General features: G+C 67.6%; 15 protein-coding genes and 1 rRNA gene. 11 read left to right on the top strand and 5 right to left on the bottom strand.

What is annotated here, in order from left to right:
* The first annotated feature begins 18 nt into the window (after positions 1-18).
* The 5 genes from PGN37_RS24370 to PGN37_RS24390 all read left to right on the top strand — a co-directional run bounded on the left by PGN37_RS24370 (position 19) and on the right by PGN37_RS24390 (position 4,413).
* Positions 19-1,221 (top strand): argininosuccinate synthase, encoded by a 1,203-nt coding sequence (locus tag PGN37_RS24370; protein ID WP_335333553.1) that lies wholly within the window; start codon positions 19-21, stop codon positions 1,219-1,221.
* Positions 1,222-1,302: 81 nt separating this feature from the next.
* Entirely contained in the window at positions 1,303-2,715 is a 1,413-nt protein-coding gene (gene argH / locus PGN37_RS24375) for an argininosuccinate lyase (protein ID WP_335333554.1), read from the top strand.
* Positions 2,716-2,726: 11 nt separating this feature from the next.
* Positions 2,727-3,359, top strand: coding sequence for a hypothetical protein (locus PGN37_RS24380; RefSeq protein WP_335333555.1), 633 nt, complete (start codon positions 2,727-2,729; stop codon positions 3,357-3,359).
* Positions 3,356-3,910 (top strand): hypothetical protein, encoded by a 555-nt coding sequence (locus tag PGN37_RS24385; protein WP_335333556.1) that lies wholly within the window; start codon positions 3,356-3,358, stop codon positions 3,908-3,910. The genes PGN37_RS24380 and PGN37_RS24385 overlap by 4 nt, the downstream gene beginning before the upstream one ends.
* A gap of 8 nt (positions 3,911-3,918) precedes the next feature.
* A complete protein-coding gene (locus PGN37_RS24390) occupies positions 3,919-4,413 on the top strand; it encodes a hypothetical protein (protein ID WP_335333557.1) in 495 nt (164 codons plus the stop codon).
* Here PGN37_RS24390 and PGN37_RS24395 read toward each other — a convergent pair.
* On the bottom strand, positions 4,391-5,689 hold the full coding sequence (locus PGN37_RS24395; RefSeq protein WP_335333558.1) for a hypothetical protein: 1,299 nt from the start codon (positions 5,687-5,689) through the stop codon (positions 4,391-4,393). The genes PGN37_RS24390 and PGN37_RS24395 overlap by 23 nt on opposite strands.
* Positions 5,686-7,452 (bottom strand): ABC-F family ATP-binding cassette domain-containing protein, encoded by a 1,767-nt coding sequence (locus PGN37_RS24400; RefSeq protein ID WP_335333559.1) that lies wholly within the window; start codon positions 7,450-7,452, stop codon positions 5,686-5,688. The genes PGN37_RS24395 and PGN37_RS24400 overlap by 4 nt, the downstream gene beginning before the upstream one ends.
* A 92-nt stretch (positions 7,453-7,544) precedes the next feature.
* On the opposite strand from PGN37_RS24400, the gene PGN37_RS24405 reads away from it, so the two are divergent.
* Genes PGN37_RS24405 through PGN37_RS24415 form a run of 3 tightly spaced genes read left to right on the top strand, consistent with a single transcriptional unit; the run spans position 7,545 to position 11,296 of the window.
* Entirely contained in the window at positions 7,545-10,511 is a 2,967-nt protein-coding gene (locus PGN37_RS24405; protein ID WP_335333560.1) for an acyl-CoA synthetase, read from the top strand.
* Between the two features lie 54 nt (positions 10,512-10,565).
* On the top strand, positions 10,566-11,093 hold the full coding sequence (locus tag PGN37_RS24410) for a hypothetical protein (protein ID WP_335333561.1): 528 nt from the start codon (positions 10,566-10,568) through the stop codon (positions 11,091-11,093).
* On the top strand, positions 11,090-11,296 hold the full coding sequence (locus PGN37_RS24415; RefSeq protein ID WP_335333562.1) for a Trm112 family protein: 207 nt from the start codon (positions 11,090-11,092) through the stop codon (positions 11,294-11,296). The genes PGN37_RS24410 and PGN37_RS24415 overlap by 4 nt, the downstream gene beginning before the upstream one ends.
* Here the strand turns inward: PGN37_RS24415 and PGN37_RS24420 are convergent.
* The 3 genes from PGN37_RS24420 to PGN37_RS24430 are packed head-to-tail and all read right to left on the bottom strand — an operon-like array spanning position 11,293 to position 13,438.
* Positions 11,293-11,907, bottom strand: coding sequence for a TetR/AcrR family transcriptional regulator (locus tag PGN37_RS24420; protein WP_335333563.1), 615 nt, complete (start codon positions 11,905-11,907; stop codon positions 11,293-11,295). The genes PGN37_RS24415 and PGN37_RS24420 overlap by 4 nt on opposite strands.
* A gap of 5 nt (positions 11,908-11,912) precedes the next feature.
* Positions 11,913-12,740 carry an ABC transporter permease gene (locus PGN37_RS24425; protein ID WP_335333564.1) on the bottom strand — a complete coding sequence of 276 codons (828 nt, stop codon included), beginning with the start codon at positions 12,738-12,740 and terminating at the stop codon, positions 11,913-11,915.
* Complete coding sequence (locus PGN37_RS24430; protein WP_335333565.1) at positions 12,674-13,438, bottom strand: ABC transporter ATP-binding protein; 765 nt, start codon at positions 13,436-13,438, stop codon at positions 12,674-12,676. Before PGN37_RS24430 ends, PGN37_RS24425 begins: the two co-directional genes overlap by 67 nt.
* Positions 13,439-13,498: 60 nt before the next feature.
* On the opposite strand from PGN37_RS24430, the gene PGN37_RS24435 reads away from it, so the two are divergent.
* From PGN37_RS24435 to PGN37_RS24445, 3 genes are all read left to right on the top strand, one after another.
* Positions 13,499-14,119 carry a DNA-3-methyladenine glycosylase gene (locus PGN37_RS24435; protein ID WP_335333566.1) on the top strand — a complete coding sequence of 207 codons (621 nt, stop codon included), beginning with the start codon at positions 13,499-13,501 and terminating at the stop codon, positions 14,117-14,119.
* Positions 14,120-14,148: 29 nt separating this feature from the next.
* Positions 14,149-15,429: a tyrosine--tRNA ligase gene (gene tyrS / locus PGN37_RS24440; RefSeq protein ID WP_335333582.1), complete on the top strand. Its 1,281-nt coding sequence runs from the start codon at positions 14,149-14,151 to the stop codon at positions 15,427-15,429.
* Between the two features lie 482 nt (positions 15,430-15,911).
* Positions 15,912-17,429, top strand: a 16S ribosomal RNA gene (locus tag PGN37_RS24445).
* Positions 17,430-17,598: the final 169 nt, after the last annotated feature.

The following is a 17,598-nucleotide window of genomic DNA, read 5'->3' on the forward strand; positions in this document are numbered from 1 at the left end:
AACAAGGGAGAGAGTCATATGTCCGAGCGCGTCATCCTGGCGTATTCCGGCGGTCTGGACACCTCGGTGGCCATCAGCTGGATCGGCAAGGAGACCGGCCGCGAGGTCGTCGCGGTGGCCATCGATCTCGGGCAGGGCGGCGAGGACATGAACGTCGTGCGCCAGCGGGCCCTGGACTGCGGCGCGGTGGAGGCCGTCGTGGTCGACGCCCGCGACGAGTTCGCCGAGCAGTACTGCCTGCCGGCGATCCAGTCCAACGCGCTCTACATGGATCGCTACCCGCTGGTCTCGGCGCTGAGCCGGCCGCTGATCGTCAAGCACCTGGTCGAGGCGGCGCGTGAGCACGGCGGCGGCACCGTCGCGCACGGCTGCACCGGCAAGGGCAACGACCAGGTCCGCTTCGAGGTGGGCTTCGCCTCGCTGGCGCCCGATCTGCAGGTCCTGGCTCCCGTGCGCGACTACGCGTGGACCCGCGAGAAGGCGATCGCGTTCGCCGAGCAGAACGACATCCCGATCAACGTGACCAAGCGGTCGCCGTTCTCGATCGACCAGAACGTGTGGGGTCGAGCGGTGGAAACCGGCTTCCTGGAACACCTCTGGAACGCCCCAACCAAGGACGTCTACGACTACACCGAGGATCCGACGGTCAACTGGAGCAGCCCGGACGAGGTGATCGTCGGGTTCGAGAAAGGCGTGCCGGTCAGCATCGACGGCCAGCCCGTGACGGTGCTGCAGGCCATCGAACAGCTCAACGCCCGCGCCGGGGCGCAGGGCGTGGGCCGGCTGGACGTCGTCGAGGACCGCCTCGTCGGCATCAAGAGCCGCGAGATCTACGAAGCACCCGGCGCGATGGTGCTGATCACCGCGCACACCGAGCTCGAGCACGTCACGCTGGAACGCGAACTGGGCCGCTTCAAGCGCGGCACCGACCGCAAGTGGGGCGAGCTGGTTTACGACGGCCTGTGGTACTCGCCGCTGAAGTCCTCGCTCGAGGCGTTCGTCGCGCACACCCAGCAGCACGTCACCGGCGAGATCCGAATGGTGCTGCACGGCGGCCACATCGCGGTCAACGGTCGGCGCAGCGCCGAGTCGCTGTACGACTTCAACCTGGCCACCTACGACGAGGGCGACACGTTCGACCAGTCCTCGGCGAAGGGTTTCGTGCACGTGCACGGGTTGTCGTCGAGCCTGTCGGCGCGGCGGGACCTGGCCGGCAAGTGACGCCCAAACCGACATTTGGGCGGGAAAGTGTGAGTGGAATCCACCAGAACGTCGATCTCGACGCGGGACGGGGGCACTGACGTGAGCACCAATGAGGGGTCGCTCTGGGGCGGCCGGTTCGCCGATGGGCCGTCGGATGCGCTTGCCGCACTGAGCAAGTCGACACACTTCGACTGGGTGCTCGCGCCCTACGACGTCGTCGCGTCGAAGGCGCACGCGCGGGTCCTGCATCGCGCCGGGCTGCTGACCGACGACCAGCGCGACGGGCTGCTCGCCGGGCTGGACAGTCTGGGCGCCGATGTCGCCGACGGCAGCTTCGGTCCGATCGCGACCGACGAGGACGTGCACGGCGCGCTGGAGCGTGGCCTTATCGACCGCGTGGGTGCCGATCTGGGCGGGCGGTTACGCGCCGGCCGATCGCGCAACGATCAGGTGGCCACGCTGTTCCGGCTGTGGCTGCGCGATGCGATCCGCCGGATCGCCGACGGCGTGTTCGACGTCGTCGCCGCCCTGTCCACGCAGGCCGCCGCGCACCCCACCGCGATCATGCCCGGCAAGACGCACCTGCAGTCCGCGCAGCCGATCCTGCTGGCTCACCACCTCCTGGCGCACGCCCATCCATTGCTGAGGGACATCGACCGGCTCGTCGACGCCGACAAGCGCGCCGCGGTGTCGCCCTACGGTTCGGGTGCGCTGGCGGGGTCGTCGCTGGGTCTAGATCCTGATGCGATCGCCGAGGAACTGGGCTTCACCGCCGCCGCTGACAACTCCGTCGATGCCACCGCCGCACGGGATTTCGCGGCCGAGGCGGCGTTCGTCTTCGGTCTGATCGCCGTCGACCTGTCTCGGTTGGCCGAAGACATCATCTTGTGGAGCACAACGGAATTCGGGTACGTGCGGCTGCATGACGCCTGGTCGACGGGTAGTTCGATCATGCCGCAGAAGAAGAACCCCGACATCGCCGAGCTCGCCCGCGGCAAGGCCGGTCGGCTGATCGGCAACGTGACCGGACTGCTCGCCACGCTCAAAGCCCAGCCGCTGGCCTACAACCGGGACCTGCAGGAGGACAAAGAGCCCGTCTTCGATTCCGCGGCACAGCTCGAGCTTCTGCTGCCCGCGATGGCCGGACTGGTCTCGACGCTCGAATTCGACGAGGGCCGCATGGTCGCCCTCGCTCCGCTGGGCTACACGCTGGCCACCGACGTCGCGGAATGGCTGGTGCGGCGCGGTGTCCCGTTCCGGGTGGCGCACGAAGCCGCCGGTGCGGCGGTGCGCGCCGCCGAAGCCCGCGGCGTCGGCCTGGAAGACCTCGAGGACGCCGAACTCGCTTCGATCCATCCTGACCTCGGTCCGGAGGTTCGCGACGTCCTCACCGTGGAAGGGTCGGTGAACTCGCGCGACGCGCGGGGCGGCACCGCGCCGGTGCAGGTGGCCCGGCAGCTGAGCGCGGTGCGGGCTACGACCGACGAACTGCGGATCCGGCTGCGCCGCTAGCATTCGGCACCATGGACCCCGGCGAGCAGCAGGCCCGGCCACCTCGGGTGATCAGCCGGCGCGCCCGACTCCGGCACTGGGTGGCGCAACGCCGGTTGCGACAGTGGTGGAAAGCCGCGCTGGCCGCGGTCCTCGCGGTCGCCGCACTGTTCGGGGGCCTCGACACCGTCAACACCGGCGCGGTCCCGTTCGCGGCCGACGAGGACTTCTCCGACGGTCAGTACACCGTCACCGTCCACGGCGCCTCGCTGCTGCCCAAGGTCACCGCCGGCACGCGCACGATCGGCCCCGCCCAGCCCGGCAAGCTCTATCTCGGCGTGACCGTCACGCTCACCAACGACGCAACGGTGCCCGGCCGGCTTCGCAACGAGCTGGATCTGCGTGAGGTGGAGGGCAAAGAGTTCTTCGGAGCGTTCCGCTTTCGCGACGGTTCGCCGATCCAGACCCTCGGACCCGGGCTGACGGAAAAGCTGGCCTACCTGTGGGTGATACCGCAGAACGCGGTCCGGCCGGGCGACACGATCAGCGTGCGGGTGTGGAAGAAGCAGTACAAGCAGCTGATGGTGACCTACGGCGGCAAGGAGTGGCTCGACAGCCTCACCGATTACGGCGTCACCGAGCTGACCGTGAAGGAACCGGCATGACCGCGACCAGGATGCGGTCGGTGATGTCAGCGGTGTGCGTCGTCGTCCTGGTCGCAGCCGCGGCACTGGTCTGGCACAACCTGCCCACACCCACCGATCTCTACGGACCGTTCGACATCCACGGGAAAGCCGGTGAGCCGGTCCGCGGCCGCGGCGTCACCGCCACCGTCTCATCGGTCAGCGTTGCGCCGACAGTGAATTCGGTACCGGCAGCCGGCCGATGGGTGGTCGTCGAGACGACGTTGCAGGCACAGGGCACCACCGACGTGCCGCACGCCGATCTGCTCGTCGGCCCCAATACCTACATTCCTACCGACCGGTTCTTGACCAAGACCCTCGGACGGTCGCTGGCGCCGGGGATCGAGCAGCGCGGCAGCTGGGTTTTCGACGTCGCGGCGGAACTGGTCGACGGCCCCGCGCTGGACCCGCTGACACTGCGGGTCTGGGTGGGCAGTGACCTGCTCGACTCGAGGCTGGTGATCACGATCCCGCCCGAGACGGTGAACCGAGGTGCCGAGCTCGAGCTGGGTCGCCCGGAGGCGAGCGCGTGAACGGCCGGATGACCAGGCTGTGGCAGCGCAATCTCGTGGGCGCCGTCGCGGTCGCCTGCGCCCTCGGCGTGTACGTCGTGATCGATTTCGGACCGGACTGGTCGACCTACCGTCACTCCGTGCAACCCCGCGTCGTCATCCCCAAGGGGGAGAGCGGCTCTGCGGGGGGAGAGACGTGGCGGCTGACGAAGGTCACGCACCTCAACCGCAGCCCCGTGCGGTTCGGTCCGCCGCTTCCGCAGGGCACGGTGTTGACCGTGCTCGACTTCGACCGGTCGGGCACCCCCGAGCAGGGTTACTGCACCGCGGTGATCACCGACGGCACGACGCGGTGGACGGCGGAGGGGGTCGGCGGCTACACGCCGATCCCGCCCGACGGGGTCACGCCGCTGTGCCACCTGCCCGGCCCCGTCCAGTTCACGTTCCTGCTGCCCGACGACGTCGTGCCCACGGCCATGGACGTGACGCACAACGGTGAGATCACTGTGCGGGTGCTGCTGTAACCGATTGCGGGCGTACGTGTTCGAGGCAGTACGCCACCGTCGAGGCGATCAGACACACCCGCAGCGGCTCGATGATCAAGTTCGACAGGAAGACGAGCGTGGGCCGCACCGCATCCCAGTAGGCCTGCGGGTGCGGCCCGAGCAGCCGCGCCACTGCGCGGAACAGCTCTCCGGTGCGCACCTCGGGGCGGTAAAAACTGCCCGCCATGTCCAGCCAAGCCAGCCCGAGATAGCCGAGCACGTAGAGCGCCAACGCGATCACGCCGCCGTGCAGGATGAGCCGGGCCGAATCGGCGATCGGCCGGTAGTTGCCGAGCCGGGACAGCAGCACGTCCCGTGCCTCGTCGCGGCGGACATCAGACAACCGAGACCACCGCTCCCGCACCCGCTTCTGCCGCGTCGCCGTCCGCTCGAAGAGCAGGTCAGCCCGTTGCCCGGCCACGCGGCGCGCCGCGCTGCGCCAGTCCGCGGGCATCGACACCCCGTAGACGATCGCGGCGACGGCCAGCCACAGCAGCGGAATGGTGGCTCCGCCGAACACGGTGGACACGGTCCAGGTGACCGTGTCCCACAGGATTTCCAGCGGCCGGAAGTGGGAGAAGAGTTCCGCGCGAGTGTCGGTGAACCACACGACGATTCGCCGCTGCTGCAGCCAGCCGCTCGGGTTGACGAAGAAGGTGACGTCCTTGCTGGCGGCGAAGCTGAGGCTGAGGAAGACCCACAGCGCGTCGACGTAGACCCGGACCGCGATCATCCACCGCGGCATCAGATCCGCGAAGCGGCTCAGGACGTAGCGCAGGACCAGTGCCGTCACGATCAACACCACGGTGAGCGTTCCCCCTGGAAGCGCTTCAGGGTGGAGGTCGACCCCGCCGGGGGTCGTCATGGTCTGCCCGATCCGATAGCCCAGCGCGCGTTGTTCGTAGGCGATCCAGTCCTCAGCGAACATCTTCCACGCCAGGTAGATCGCGAAGAACGGCACGATCACGGTGGCGAAGACGTCGACGCGGCGGGCGCTGCGTGGCGGCAGCGTCGCCAGCGCCGGGAGGCCCGACCGGAGCACGAAGAACATCGCGACGTAGGACCCGAGCCGGGCCAGTCCGGCCAGCGGCATGATCAGCGAGGCCCACAGATCGTTGTCGTAGCCTGCCCACGCGGCCAGCTCGATCGCACCCCGGCGCCCCAGCAGCCCGAGCAGATAACACGCGGCGAGCTGGGGCCAGTACCGCACGCACAGCACGAACGGGCGCGCGAGATACGACAGGCCGGTGCTCACCCGGCGTCCTCCGCCAGTTCGAGCCAGGCCTGCTCCAGATCGTCCTTACGGGAGAGCAGGTCGCCGAGCTCGCCGTTGAGCTCGCCCGCCCGCACGTGGTCGGCGGCGGCGTCGGCCATCGCCTCGTGTAGGGCGGCGATCCGATCGTCGAGTTTGGTGAGCTGGTTCTCGATTCGTGCCATCTCCTTGCCCGCGCGGCGATCGCGGGCGGCGGCCGATTCGGCACGCACCGGCTCCGCGCGGGCGGCGGGGGTCTGCACAGCGGCCGCCGACCGTTCCGCGAGGTACTGCTCGACGCCCCCGGGCAGCAGAACGCAGCGTCCGCCGCCGGTCAGTGCGTAGGTCACGTCACTGACGCGCTCGAGGAAGTACCGGTCGTGGCTGACCACGATCAGCGTGCCGGGCCAGCCGTCGAGGTAGTCCTCGATGACGGTCAGCGTGTCGATGTCGAGATCGTTGGTCGGTTCGTCGAGCAGCAGCACGTTCGGCTCGTCGAGCAGCAGCCGCAGGAACTGCAACCGCCGCCGCTCACCGCCGGACAGCTCGCCGAGCCGCGTGGTCAACTTGTCCCCGGTGAAGCCGAAGTCCTCCAGCAGCGTCGAGGTGCTGACCTCGCGACCGCCCGCCACCTCGGTGAGCCGCTTCTTGCTCTCGACCGCGTCGAGAACTCGCTCGTCGGGATGCAATTCGGTGAGGGCCTGGCTGAGGTGGCCGATCGACAGCGTCTGACCGCGCTTCACCGTGCCCGAGGTCGGGGGTATCTCACCGATGAGGAGCTTGAGGATCGACGTCTTTCCGGTGCCGTTGACGCCGACCAGCCCGATGCGCGCGCCCGGGCCGATCGACCAGTCGATGCCGTCGAGGAGCGTGCGCGGCGGATCGCCCACCTGCAGACCCACCCGGTGCAGATCGAAGACGTCTTTGCCGAGCCGCGAGGTGGCGAAGCGTTGCAGCATCAGCGAGTCACGGGGCGGTGGCTCGTCCGCGATGAGGTCGTTGGCGGCCTGGATGCGGAACTTCGGTTTGGACGTCCGCGCCGGCGGTCCGCGCCGCAGCCACGCCAACTCCTTGCGCATCAAGTTTCTGCGTCGGGCCTCGGTCCCGGCGGCCATTCGCATGCGTTCGGCGCGCGCAAGCACGAACGCCGCGTACCCGCCGTCGTAGGCGTCGACGACGCCGTCGTGCACCTCCCAGGTGCTCGTGGCGACCGCGTCGAGGAACCACCGATCGTGGCTGACCACCACCAGTGCCCGAGCGGGCCGCGTGGCCAGGTGCCCGGCCAGCCAGCCGATCACCTCGACGTCGAGGTGGTTGGTGGGTTCGTCGAGCACCAGCACGTCGTGGTCGGCCAGCAGCACCTCGGCGAGCGCGACGCGGCGCCGCTCGCCGCCGGACAGATCGGCCGCGCTGCCATCCAGCGAAACCCCGGACAGCAGGTGTTCGACGACGGCGCGGGTGTTCGCCTCGGCAGCCCAGATGTGGTCGGGGCGGCCGCCGACGATGACGCCGCGCACGGTGTCCTCCGGCGCGAAGTCGTCGGCTTGGCGCAGATAACCCACCGACAGCCCGGAGGTGTGGGTCGCCCGTCCGGAGTCGGGGGCCTGCGTGCCGGTGAGCACCTTCAGCAATGTCGTCTTGCCGTCGCCGTTGCGGCCGACCACGCCGATCGCGTCGCCCTCCTCGACACCGAGGCTGACGGCATCGAGCAACGTGCGGGTGCCGTAGCCCACGGTCACCTTTTCCAGGTTGATCAGGTTCGCCATCAGGCGCAAATGATAGGCCTGCGCTGTGCCATGATGACCTCTGCACTGGGGGGATCAGCGGTTCGGGGTCGGCGATAGGGGAGCAGGCGTTGGTGGATCTCTCGGCGATCACCGGACCGGTCGGCCGATTGGTCGCGACCGCTCAGAACGGTCTCGAGGTGCTGCGCTACGGCGGCCTGGAGACCGGATCGGTGCCCTCACCGTTCCAGATCGTGGAGAGCGTGCCGATGTACCGGCTGCGCCGCTACTTCCCGCCGGACACCCGGCCCGGCGCCAAACCCGCGGGCCCTCCCGTGCTGATGGTCCACCCGATGATGATGTCGGCCGACATGTGGGACGTCACCCGTTCCGACGGCGCGGTCGGCATCCTGCACCGCGCCGGCATCGACCCGTGGGTGATCGATTTCGGATCGCCGGACAAGGTCGAGGGCGGGATGCAACGCAACCTGGCCGACCACATCGTCGCGCTCAGCGAGGCGATCGACACGATCAAGTCGACGACCGGGCGCGACGTGCACGTGGCCGGGTACTCGCAGGGCGGCATGTTCGCCTATCAGACCGCGGCGTACCGCCGCTCGAAAGACCTGGCGAGCATCATCGCGTTCGGCTCGCCGGTCGACACCCTGGCCGCGCTGCCGATGAACCTGCCGGCCAGTCTCGCCCCGGTGGCCGCCGACTTCATGGCTGACCACGTCTTCAGCCGGATCGACATCCCGGGCTGGATGGCGCGCACCGGTTTCCAGATGCTCGACCCGATCAAGACCGCCCAGTCGCGGCTGGAGTTCCTGCTCCAGCTGCATGACCGCGAAGCCCTGCTCCCGCGCGAGCAGCAGCGCCGGTTCCTGGCCTCCGACGGCTGGATCGCGTGGTCGGGCCCCGCGATCTCGGAACTGCTCAAGCAGTTCATCGCGCACAACCGGATGATGACCGGTGGCTTCTCCGTGCACGGCGATCTGGTGACGCTCTCCGACATCGACTGCCCCGTGCTGGCTGTCGTCGGCGAGGTCGACGACATCGGGCAACCCGCCTCGGTACGCGGGATCAAGCGGGCGGCACCGCAGGCCGACGTCTACGAATTCATGATCAGGGCCGGCCATTTCGGGCTCGTCGTCGGTTCCAAGGCGGCCGGCCAGACGTGGCCGACGGTGGCGCAGTGGGTGCGTTGGCTCGACGGGGCAGGCGCCATGCCCGACGGTGTCGCGCCGATGGCGCTGCAACCGGCGGCATCGTCGGAGAGCGGTGTCTCGCTGACGTCCCGACTGGCGCACGGCACCGCCGCGGCGACGGAGATGGCGCTGACGCTGGCGAAGTCGGCCGCCGACGCGCTGGTCGCGGCGAACCGCTCGGCCCGCACGCTCGCGGTGGAGACCGCCCGCACGCTGCCCCGCCTCGCGCGACTGGGGCAGGTCAACGATCACACCCGAATCTCGTTGGGCCGCATCATGAGTGAGCAGGCCCGCGATGCCCCGCAGGGTGAGGCGCTGCTGTTCGACGGCCGTGTGCACACCTACGAGGCGGTCGATCGGCGCATCAACAACGTGGTGCGCGGCCTGATCGAGGTCGGGGTGCGTCAGGGCGCCCGAGTGGGCGTGCTGATGGACACCCGGCCCAGCGCACTGGTCGCGATCGCCGCGCTGTCCCGGCTGGGTGCGGTCGCGGTGCTGATGCCGCCCGACGCCGATCTCGCCACCGCGGCACGGCTGGGCGCGGTCACCGAGATCATCGCCGACCCGGGCCATTTGGATGCCGCCCGCACGCTCGACACCCGGGTGTTGGTGCTCGGTGGCGGCGAATCGCGCGACCTGCACCTGCCTGACGATGCCGGCGTCATCGATATGGAACAGATCGATCCCGAGCGCGTCGATCTGCCCGGCTGGTACCGCCCGAACCCCGGGCTCGCCCGCGACCTGGCGTTCATCGGGTTCAGCACGATCAGCGGCGAGATGGTCGCCCGCCAGATCACCAACTACCGCTGGGCGCTCTCGGCGTTCGGCACGGCGTCGGCGGCCAACATCAGCCGCAACGACACCGTCTACTGCCTCACCCCTCTGCACCACCAGTCGGGTCTGCTGGTGAGCCTGGGCGGCGCGGTCGTGGCCGGCGCGCGCATCGCGTTGTCGCGGGGTCTGCGGCCGGACCGCTTCGGGCAGGAGATCAGGCAGTACGGCGTGACGGTGGTGTCCTACACCTGGGCGATGTTGCGCGAGGTGATCGACGATCCCGCCTTCTCGCTGACCGGCAGCCACCCGGTGCGGGTGTTCATCGGTTCCGGCATGCCCAGCGGTCTGTGGAAACGGGTCGCGGAGGTGTTCGAACCGGCCAGGGTCGTCGAGTTCTTCGCCACCACCGACGGGCAGGCCGTGTTGGCCAACGTCGCGGGCGCGAAGGTGGGCAGCAAGGGCAGGCCGCTGCCGGGTGGCGGCGAGATCGCGCTGGCCGCCTACGACCCCGAGGACAACCTGATCCTCGAGGACGACCGCGGTTTCGTTCGTCGTGCCGACACCAATGAGGTCGGCGTCCTGCTCGCGCACCCGCGCGGCCCGGTCGATCCGCTGGCGTCGGTCAAGCGCGGCGTCTTCGCACCCGCCGACACCTGGGTGTCGACCGAGTACCTGTTCCGCCGCGACGAAGACGGCGACTACTGGCTCGTCGACACCCGTGCCGCGGTGATCCACACCGCCCGCGGACCCGTGTTCGCGGCCACCGTCAACGACGGGGTCGGGCGTCTGGGCGCGGTCGACATGGCCGTCACCTACGCGGTGCCCACGGACACCGGCACGCTGGCGGTGACCGCCCTGGCCCTGCGTCCGGGAGGCAGCGTCACCACCGCCGATCTGTCCGAGGCGCTGGCCGATCTTCCCGTCGGCGCCGCGCCCGACATCGTCCACGTCGTCGCCGACATGACGCTCACCGCCACCTACCGCCCTCTGGCAGGGCCGATGCAGGCTGACGGCATTCCCAAAGCGTCCCGTAACGCCTGGTATCGCGACGCCGATACCCATCTGTACAAGCGGTTGACTGCGGCTGTTCGCAGCGAGATTGCCGGCACACAGCAGTGATGCCCGGTGCGCGCCTCACTGTTAGGCTCGCGCTGGCGACTCCGAGGAGGATTCATGTCACCACGCAATTGGCGCCGCGCCGCCGGGACCGCGCTTGCCGGTGCCGCGCTGATCGGCGGCGTTGCCGCGGGGCTGTCGGCTCCGGTGGCGGCAGCTGATCCGGCCGCCGCGCCGGCCACGGGGGATGCTCCTCCGCCGGTGTCGCCCGATCGAATTCTCATGATGATCAATGAGCAGTACAACACCGGGTCGGGCGGCGGTCAGGTCTCGAAGCTGATCGACCAGGTGATGACGCTGCGCATGCAGGGCTTCAAGCCCTCGCGCGCCAACACCGCTGCGCTTGCGGATGCCCTCGACAAGCGTCCGAATCAGGCTCCGCTGGTCGAAGCTCTACAGGCGACGCTGGCGACACAGCGCAAGATCAAAATGCAGGCATCCAATCAGGTCCAGCAGCCCGCGGTGCCGCCGCCGGCGACGCCCGGCATCGTCCAGGCGCCGATGGGTCCGAACTGGGGACCGGGTAATCCGATGATCAAGGATCCCGACGACAACCCCTTCCCGATGCCCGGTCGGACGGGATGACGCTCGACCCTGCACTGCTCGAGCTGCTCGTCTGCCCGCAGGACCGCGGCCCTCTGACCTACGTGGACGGGTGTCTGTACAACCCTCGTCTGCAGCGTAAGTACCGCATCGACGACGACATCCCGGTGCTGCTGATCGACGAAGCCGTGACGGTGGACGACGCCGAGCATCGGCGCCTGGTCGCCGCGGCGGGGGAGTCCTAACCGAGGCCGGGGAGTTCGCCCGTCAGGTAGCGCTGAAGATTCGGCGCAATCGTCTCCACGACCTGGTCGACCGGCAGGGATCTGAACGGTTCCAGCTCGAGGATGTAGCGCGCCATCACGACGCCGACCAGCTGTGATGCCACGAATTGGACGCGGATGTGGCCGGTGCCGGGCGGATCGTCGACGCGGCCGCCCACCTCGACGGTGATGACGTCCTGCAGAAAGCTCCGCACCATCGAGACGTCGCTGCCGGCCAGCAATGACCGCAGGGTGGCGATGAATCCCTTGCCCATCTCCGAATCCCAGAGCGGCAGCAGAAGCGACGGCAGGACGTGGCCGATCTCCTCGACCGGCACCTCGCGCAGCGGGCCGATCACCGTCATGGGGTCGATCGGGATGTGGATCGCAGCGGCGAACAGCTGGGTCTTGGTGCCGAAGTAGTGGTGCACCAGCGCAGCGTCCACGCCGGCTCCCGCAGCGATGGAGCGGATCGACGTGTTCTCGAACCCGTTGCGGGCGAACAGGTCTCGCGCGACGGCCAAGATGCGATCGCGGGTGTCCGAGGCGCCGGGGGGACGTCCCGGACGTTTGCGATCCTGCTCGGTCGTCACGGTCGCTACGGTGTCCTTCGCCTCAGTGTCGCTGCGGCCAGGGCGAGTGCCGACACCGCGAAGGCGGCGACGATCAGCAGATCGCGTACGGCCAGCGATGTCAGCTCGGCGTGGGCGCCGACCTGGCGGAGTGCCTCCAGAGCGTAGCTGGCAGGCATCGCGTTGCTCACCCACTGCAGCCAGTCGGGCAGCTGCTCGCGCGGCACGACGATCCCGCAGAGCAGCAGCTGCGGCGCGATGACCAGCGGCATGAACTGCACGGCCTGGAATTCGGTGCGTGCGAACGCGCTGCACAGCAGACCCAGCCCGACCCCGAGTACGGCGTTGACGATTGCGATGACGAACACCCACACCGGATTTCCTGCGGTGTGGAGACCCAGGAGCCAGAAGGACACCAGGCACGCGAGGGTGGCCTGCGCTGCTGCCGCGAGTGAGAACGCGGTCCCGTAACCGGCGAGCAGGTCGAGGCGGCCCAGCGGCGTGGTGAGGATGCGCTCCAACGTGCCCGACACCCGTTCGCGCTGCATGGTGATCGAGGTGATCAGGAACATCACGATCAGCGGAAAGACGCCCAGCATCACCAGGCAGGCGTTGTCGAACGGCCACGGCATTCCCGGCCTGGTGGGCACCGCGTCGAACATGAAGTACATCAGCGCGATGATCAGACTGGGCACCACCAGGATCATCGCCACGCTGCGGTGATCGCCGGCCAGCTGCCGCAGGATGCGGACGGTGGTCGCGAGGTAGGCGCGCGGCGTTCCCGCGGTCAGGCGGGCGCGGCTGCGGTGTCGCGCCGGATGACGGACAGGAACGCTTCCTCCAACGACTGACATGCGGTGTCCTCTCGGAGTCGATTCGGTGTGGTGTGCGCCAGGAGACGGCCCTCGCGCATGAGCAGCAGGTCCTGACAGTGGTCTGCCTCGTCCATGACGTGGCTGGACACCAGCAGCGTGGTGCCGTGTCGCGCGAGAGCCGCGAACCGGTCCCACAGTTCTGCGCGCAGCACCGGGTCGAGGCCCACGGTCGGCTCGTCGAGCACCAGCACCTCGGGATGGCCCACCAGTGCGCAGGCCAGCGACACCCGGGTGCGCTGACCGCCGGAGAGGTTGCCTGCGAGCGCGGTGCGATGGCTGTCGAGACCCACCGCGGCCAGGGCGTCGTCGATGTCGGCGGCGTCACTGCCGTAGAGCGCGGCGAAGTACCGCACGTTGTCGACGACCCGCAGATCCGGGTAGACGGTCGGCTGCTGCGTGACGTAGCCGACTCGGTGGCGCAGTTCGGCGCAGCCGGCGGGCAACCCGAGCACCCGCACCGCGCCGCTCGACACCACCTGGGTGCCGACGATGCTGCGCATCAGCGTGCTCTTTCCGCACCCGGAGGGCCCAAGCAATCCGGTGATGGTGCCGCGCGCAACGTGCATGGTCACGCCGTCGACCGCGGTCCTGCCACCGCGACGAACGTGAAGGTTCTCAACGTCGATAGCGGCGGCTGACACCCCGGTCGTTAATTCATCGTGCGATGAACTCATCATGTGATGAATATTGCGCTCGCCGGCGAGACGGTGTCAAGACCGGTCGTAGGATGGCCCGACATGGCGGACCTCGGCGCGCAGCTCCTGGCTGTCGATCCCGTTCGGGCGGCGCAGATGCTGCTCGGCGCCCGCCTGACGGGACGCGAAGTCACTGCCACGATCGTCGAAGTCGAGGCCTACGGGGGTCCGGCTGACGGGCCGTGGCCAGATGCGGCGTCGCACTCGTTCCGCGGCCGCGGGGGACGCAACACCGTGATGTACGGCCCGCCGGGTCGCCTCTACACCTACCGAAGTCACGGCATCCACGTCTGCGCCAACGTGGTGTGCGCCACCGACGGTGTCGCGGGCGCAGTGTTGCTCCGAGCGGCCGTCGTCGAGGACGGTGTGGGTCCCGCCCGGATGCGGCGGGGCGAGCTGGTCGCCGAGTCCGCCCTGGCCCGAGGGCCCGGCAACCTGTGTTCTGCGCTGGGCATCGAGATGGCGGACAACGGCTGTGATCTCTTCGATCCGCTTGCGCCGGTCCGTCTTTCACTGGCGCGCCCGCTACCTGGGGCGGCGGGACCCCGCACGGGGGTCAGTAAGGCTGCCGATCGGCCCTGGCGCTTCTGGGTGTCGGGTCGCAGGGAGGTGTCGCCCTATCGGCGCAGCCCGCGGGCACCCGCTCCCGGCGAGAGCGACTAGTACGGGAAGATCGGTGCGTGGGCAGCGACATCCCGGGGAACATCCTCGATGAATTGGACTGGCGCGGGCTGATCGCGCAGTCGACAGACCGTGACGCACTGGGCGAAGCCTTGGCCGGCGGACCCGTCACCGTGTATTCCGGGTTCGATCCGACCGCCCCCAGCCTGCACGCCGGGCACCTCATCCCGCTGCTGACCCTGCGGCGATTCCAGCAGGCCGGACACCGCCCGATCGTGCTGGCGGGCGGCGCGACCGGAATGATCGGCGACCCGCGTGAGGTCGGCGAGCGCACGATGCAGACTGCCGACACCATCGCCGAGTGGTCTGTCCGCATCCGCGGTCAGCTGGAGCGGTTCGTCGATTTCGACGACTCGCCCACGGGCGCGGTCATCGCCGACAACCTGTCCTGGACTCAGGAGATGTCGGCCATCGAGTTCCTGCGTGACGTCGGGAAGCACTTCTCGGTGAACGTGATGCTCGACCGGGAAACGGTACGTCGCCGACTCGAGGGCGATGGCATCTCCTACACCGAGTTCAGTTACATGCTGTTGCAGGCCAACGACTTCGTGGAGTTGCACCAGCGCTACGGGTGCGCACTGCAGATCGGTGGCTCCGATCAGTGGGGGAACATCATCGCCGGCGTGCGGCTGGTCCGGCAGAAGGCCGGTGCCGGGGTGCATGCGCTGACGACCCCGCTGGTGACGGATTCCGAGGGGCGCAAGTTCGGGAAGTCCACCGGGGGCGGCAGCCTGTGGCTCGATCCCGAGATGACCAGCCCGTACGCCTGGTACCAGTACTTCATCAACACCGCCGATGCCGACGTCGTCGGATACCTACGGTGGTTCACGTTCCTCGACGCGACCGAGATCGCAGAACTCGAGGAGGCCACCGCACAGCGACCTCACGAACGTGCCGCCCAGCGCCGCCTGGCCCGCGAGCTCACGACGCTCATCCACGGTCAGGCGGCCACCGATGCGGTCGAACACGCGAGCAGGGCGCTGTTCGGCAGGGGAGAGCTCGCCGATCTCGACGAGCCCACCCTGGCGGCCGCGCTGCGCGAAGCCGGCAACAGCGAGATCGTGGAAGTGCTTCCCGCAGGGCAGGATTCGATCGTCGACCTCCTGGTGGCGACCGGTTTGTCGGCGAGCAAGGGCGCCGCCCGACGGACGATCGCCGAAGGTGGAGTCTCGGTGAACAACGTGAGGATCGCCACAGAGGAGTGGACGCCGCAGCCGTCGGACTTCCTGCACGGTCGGTGGCTCGTACTGCGCCGCGGCAAGCGCAATGTCGCCGGCGTGCGCAGCGCGTGAGCCAAATGCCCAGGTCAAGACGAATTTGACGCGTCGGGAACAACCACGCTTGCCCGCGCGTTGTCACTTCAGCAGTCAACGCACGCCAGCCGTGCGCACGCTGGGATCAGGTCGAAAAACCGGTTCTAGCAGGCCATTTGACTCGGCGTTATCCCTGACGTAACTTATCGGAGTCGCTGCGACACGGGCCCAGCCCGGAGAGCGCGGCCGACTCCCGAGAGGTCACTCACTTTGGTGAGAGTCCTCATCTGCCCGCAGTAGAGATCGCGGCTTTTAGCCGCGGGATCTTCGCGCGGTCAGTCGGGGCTGTTGTTTGAGAACTCAATAGTGTGTTTGGTGGTTTTTGTTTGTTGTTTTTTGTTGTGTCCGCATTTTCCCGTTTGGGGGCATGACGTTTTTTTGGATGCCAGTTTGTGGTGTCTGTTGTTTGTGATCGGATTTTTCTGATTCGAATTCTGCCCGGGGTTGTCCCTGGGGGTTTTTGTTTGGAGAGTTTGATCCTGGCTCAGGACGAACGCTGGCGGCGTGCTTAACACATGCAAGTCGAACGGAAAGGCCCTTCGGGGTACTCGAGTGGCGAACGGGTGAGTAACACGTGGGTGATCTGCCCTGCACTTTGGGATAAGCCTGGGAAACTGGGTCTAATACCGAATAGGACCACGGCATTCATGTGCTGTGGTGGAAAGCTTTTGCGGTGTGGGATGGGCCCGCGGCCTATCAGCTTGTTGGTGGGGTAATGGCCTACCAAGGCGACGACGGGTAGCCGGCCTGAGAGGGTGACCGGCCACACTGGGACTGAGATACGGCCCAGACTCCTACGGGAGGCAGCAGTGGGGAATATTGCACAATGGGCGCAAGCCTGATGCAGCGACGCCGCGTGAGGGATGACGGCCTTCGGGTTGTAAACCTCTTTCGCCAGGGACGAAGCGCAAGTGACGGTACCTGGAGAAGAAGGACCGGCCAACTACGTGCCAGCAGCCGCGGTAATACGTAGGGTCCGAGCGTTGTCCGGAATTACTGGGCGTAAAGAGCTCGTAGGTGGTTTGTCGCGTTGTTCGTGAAAACTCACAGCTTAACTGTGGGCGTGCGGGCGATACGGGCAGACTGGAGTACTGCAGGGGAGACTGGAATTCCTGGTGTAGCGGTGGAATGCGCAGATATCAGGAGGAACACCGGTGGCGAAGGCGGGTCTCTGGGCAGTAACTGACGCTGAGGAGCGAAAGCGTGGGGAGCGAACAGGATTAGATACCCTGGTAGTCCACGCCGTAAACGGTGGGTACTAGGTGTGGGTTTCCTTCCTTGGGATCCGTGCCGTAGCTAACGCATTAAGTACCCCGCCTGGGGAGTACGGCCGCAAGGCTAAAACTCAAAGGAATTGACGGGGGCCCGCACAAGCGGCGGAGCATGTGGATTAATTCGATGCAACGCGAAGAACCTTACCTGGGTTTGACATGCACAGGACGTGCCTAGAGATAGGTATTCCCTTGTGGTCTGTGTGCAGGTGGTGCATGGCTGTCGTCAGCTCGTGTCGTGAGATGTTGGGTTAAGTCCCGCAACGAGCGCAACCCTTGTCTCATGTTGCCAGCACGTTATGGTGGGGACTCGTGAGAGACTGCCGGGGTCAACTCGGAGGAAGGTGGGGATGACGTCAAGTCATCATGCCCCTTATGTCCAGGGCTTCACACATGCTACAATGGCCGGTACAAAGGGCTGCGATGCCGTGAGGTGGAGCGAATCCTTTCAAAGCCGGTCTCAGTTCGGATCGGGGTCTGCAACTCGACCCCGTGAAGTCGGAGTCGCTAGTAATCGCAGATCAGCAACGCTGCGGTGAATACGTTCCCGGGCCTTGTACACACCGCCCGTCACGTCATGAAAGTCGGTAACACCCGAAGCCGGTGGCCTAACCCTTGTGGAGGGAGCCGTCGAAGGTGGGATCGGCGATTGGGACGAAGTCGTAACAAGGTAGCCGTACCGGAAGGTGCGGCTGGATCACCTCCTTTCTAAGGAGCACCACGAGAGCTCGGCCCGCCCACATCGTGTGGGGGTTCGGTGACCGTAGCCGATTCGTGAAGATGGCCTGTCATCTGTAGTGGATGCAGGTCTGGTGCAATTCAACAAACGTTGAGTGCTGGAACGGGATTCACCCTTTTGGGGGTGGATCGCCGGCGC

It is taken from the genome of Mycobacterium kyogaense, assembly GCF_036946525.1.
Lineage (GTDB): Bacteria > Actinomycetota > Actinomycetes > Mycobacteriales > Mycobacteriaceae > Mycobacterium > Mycobacterium kyogaense_A.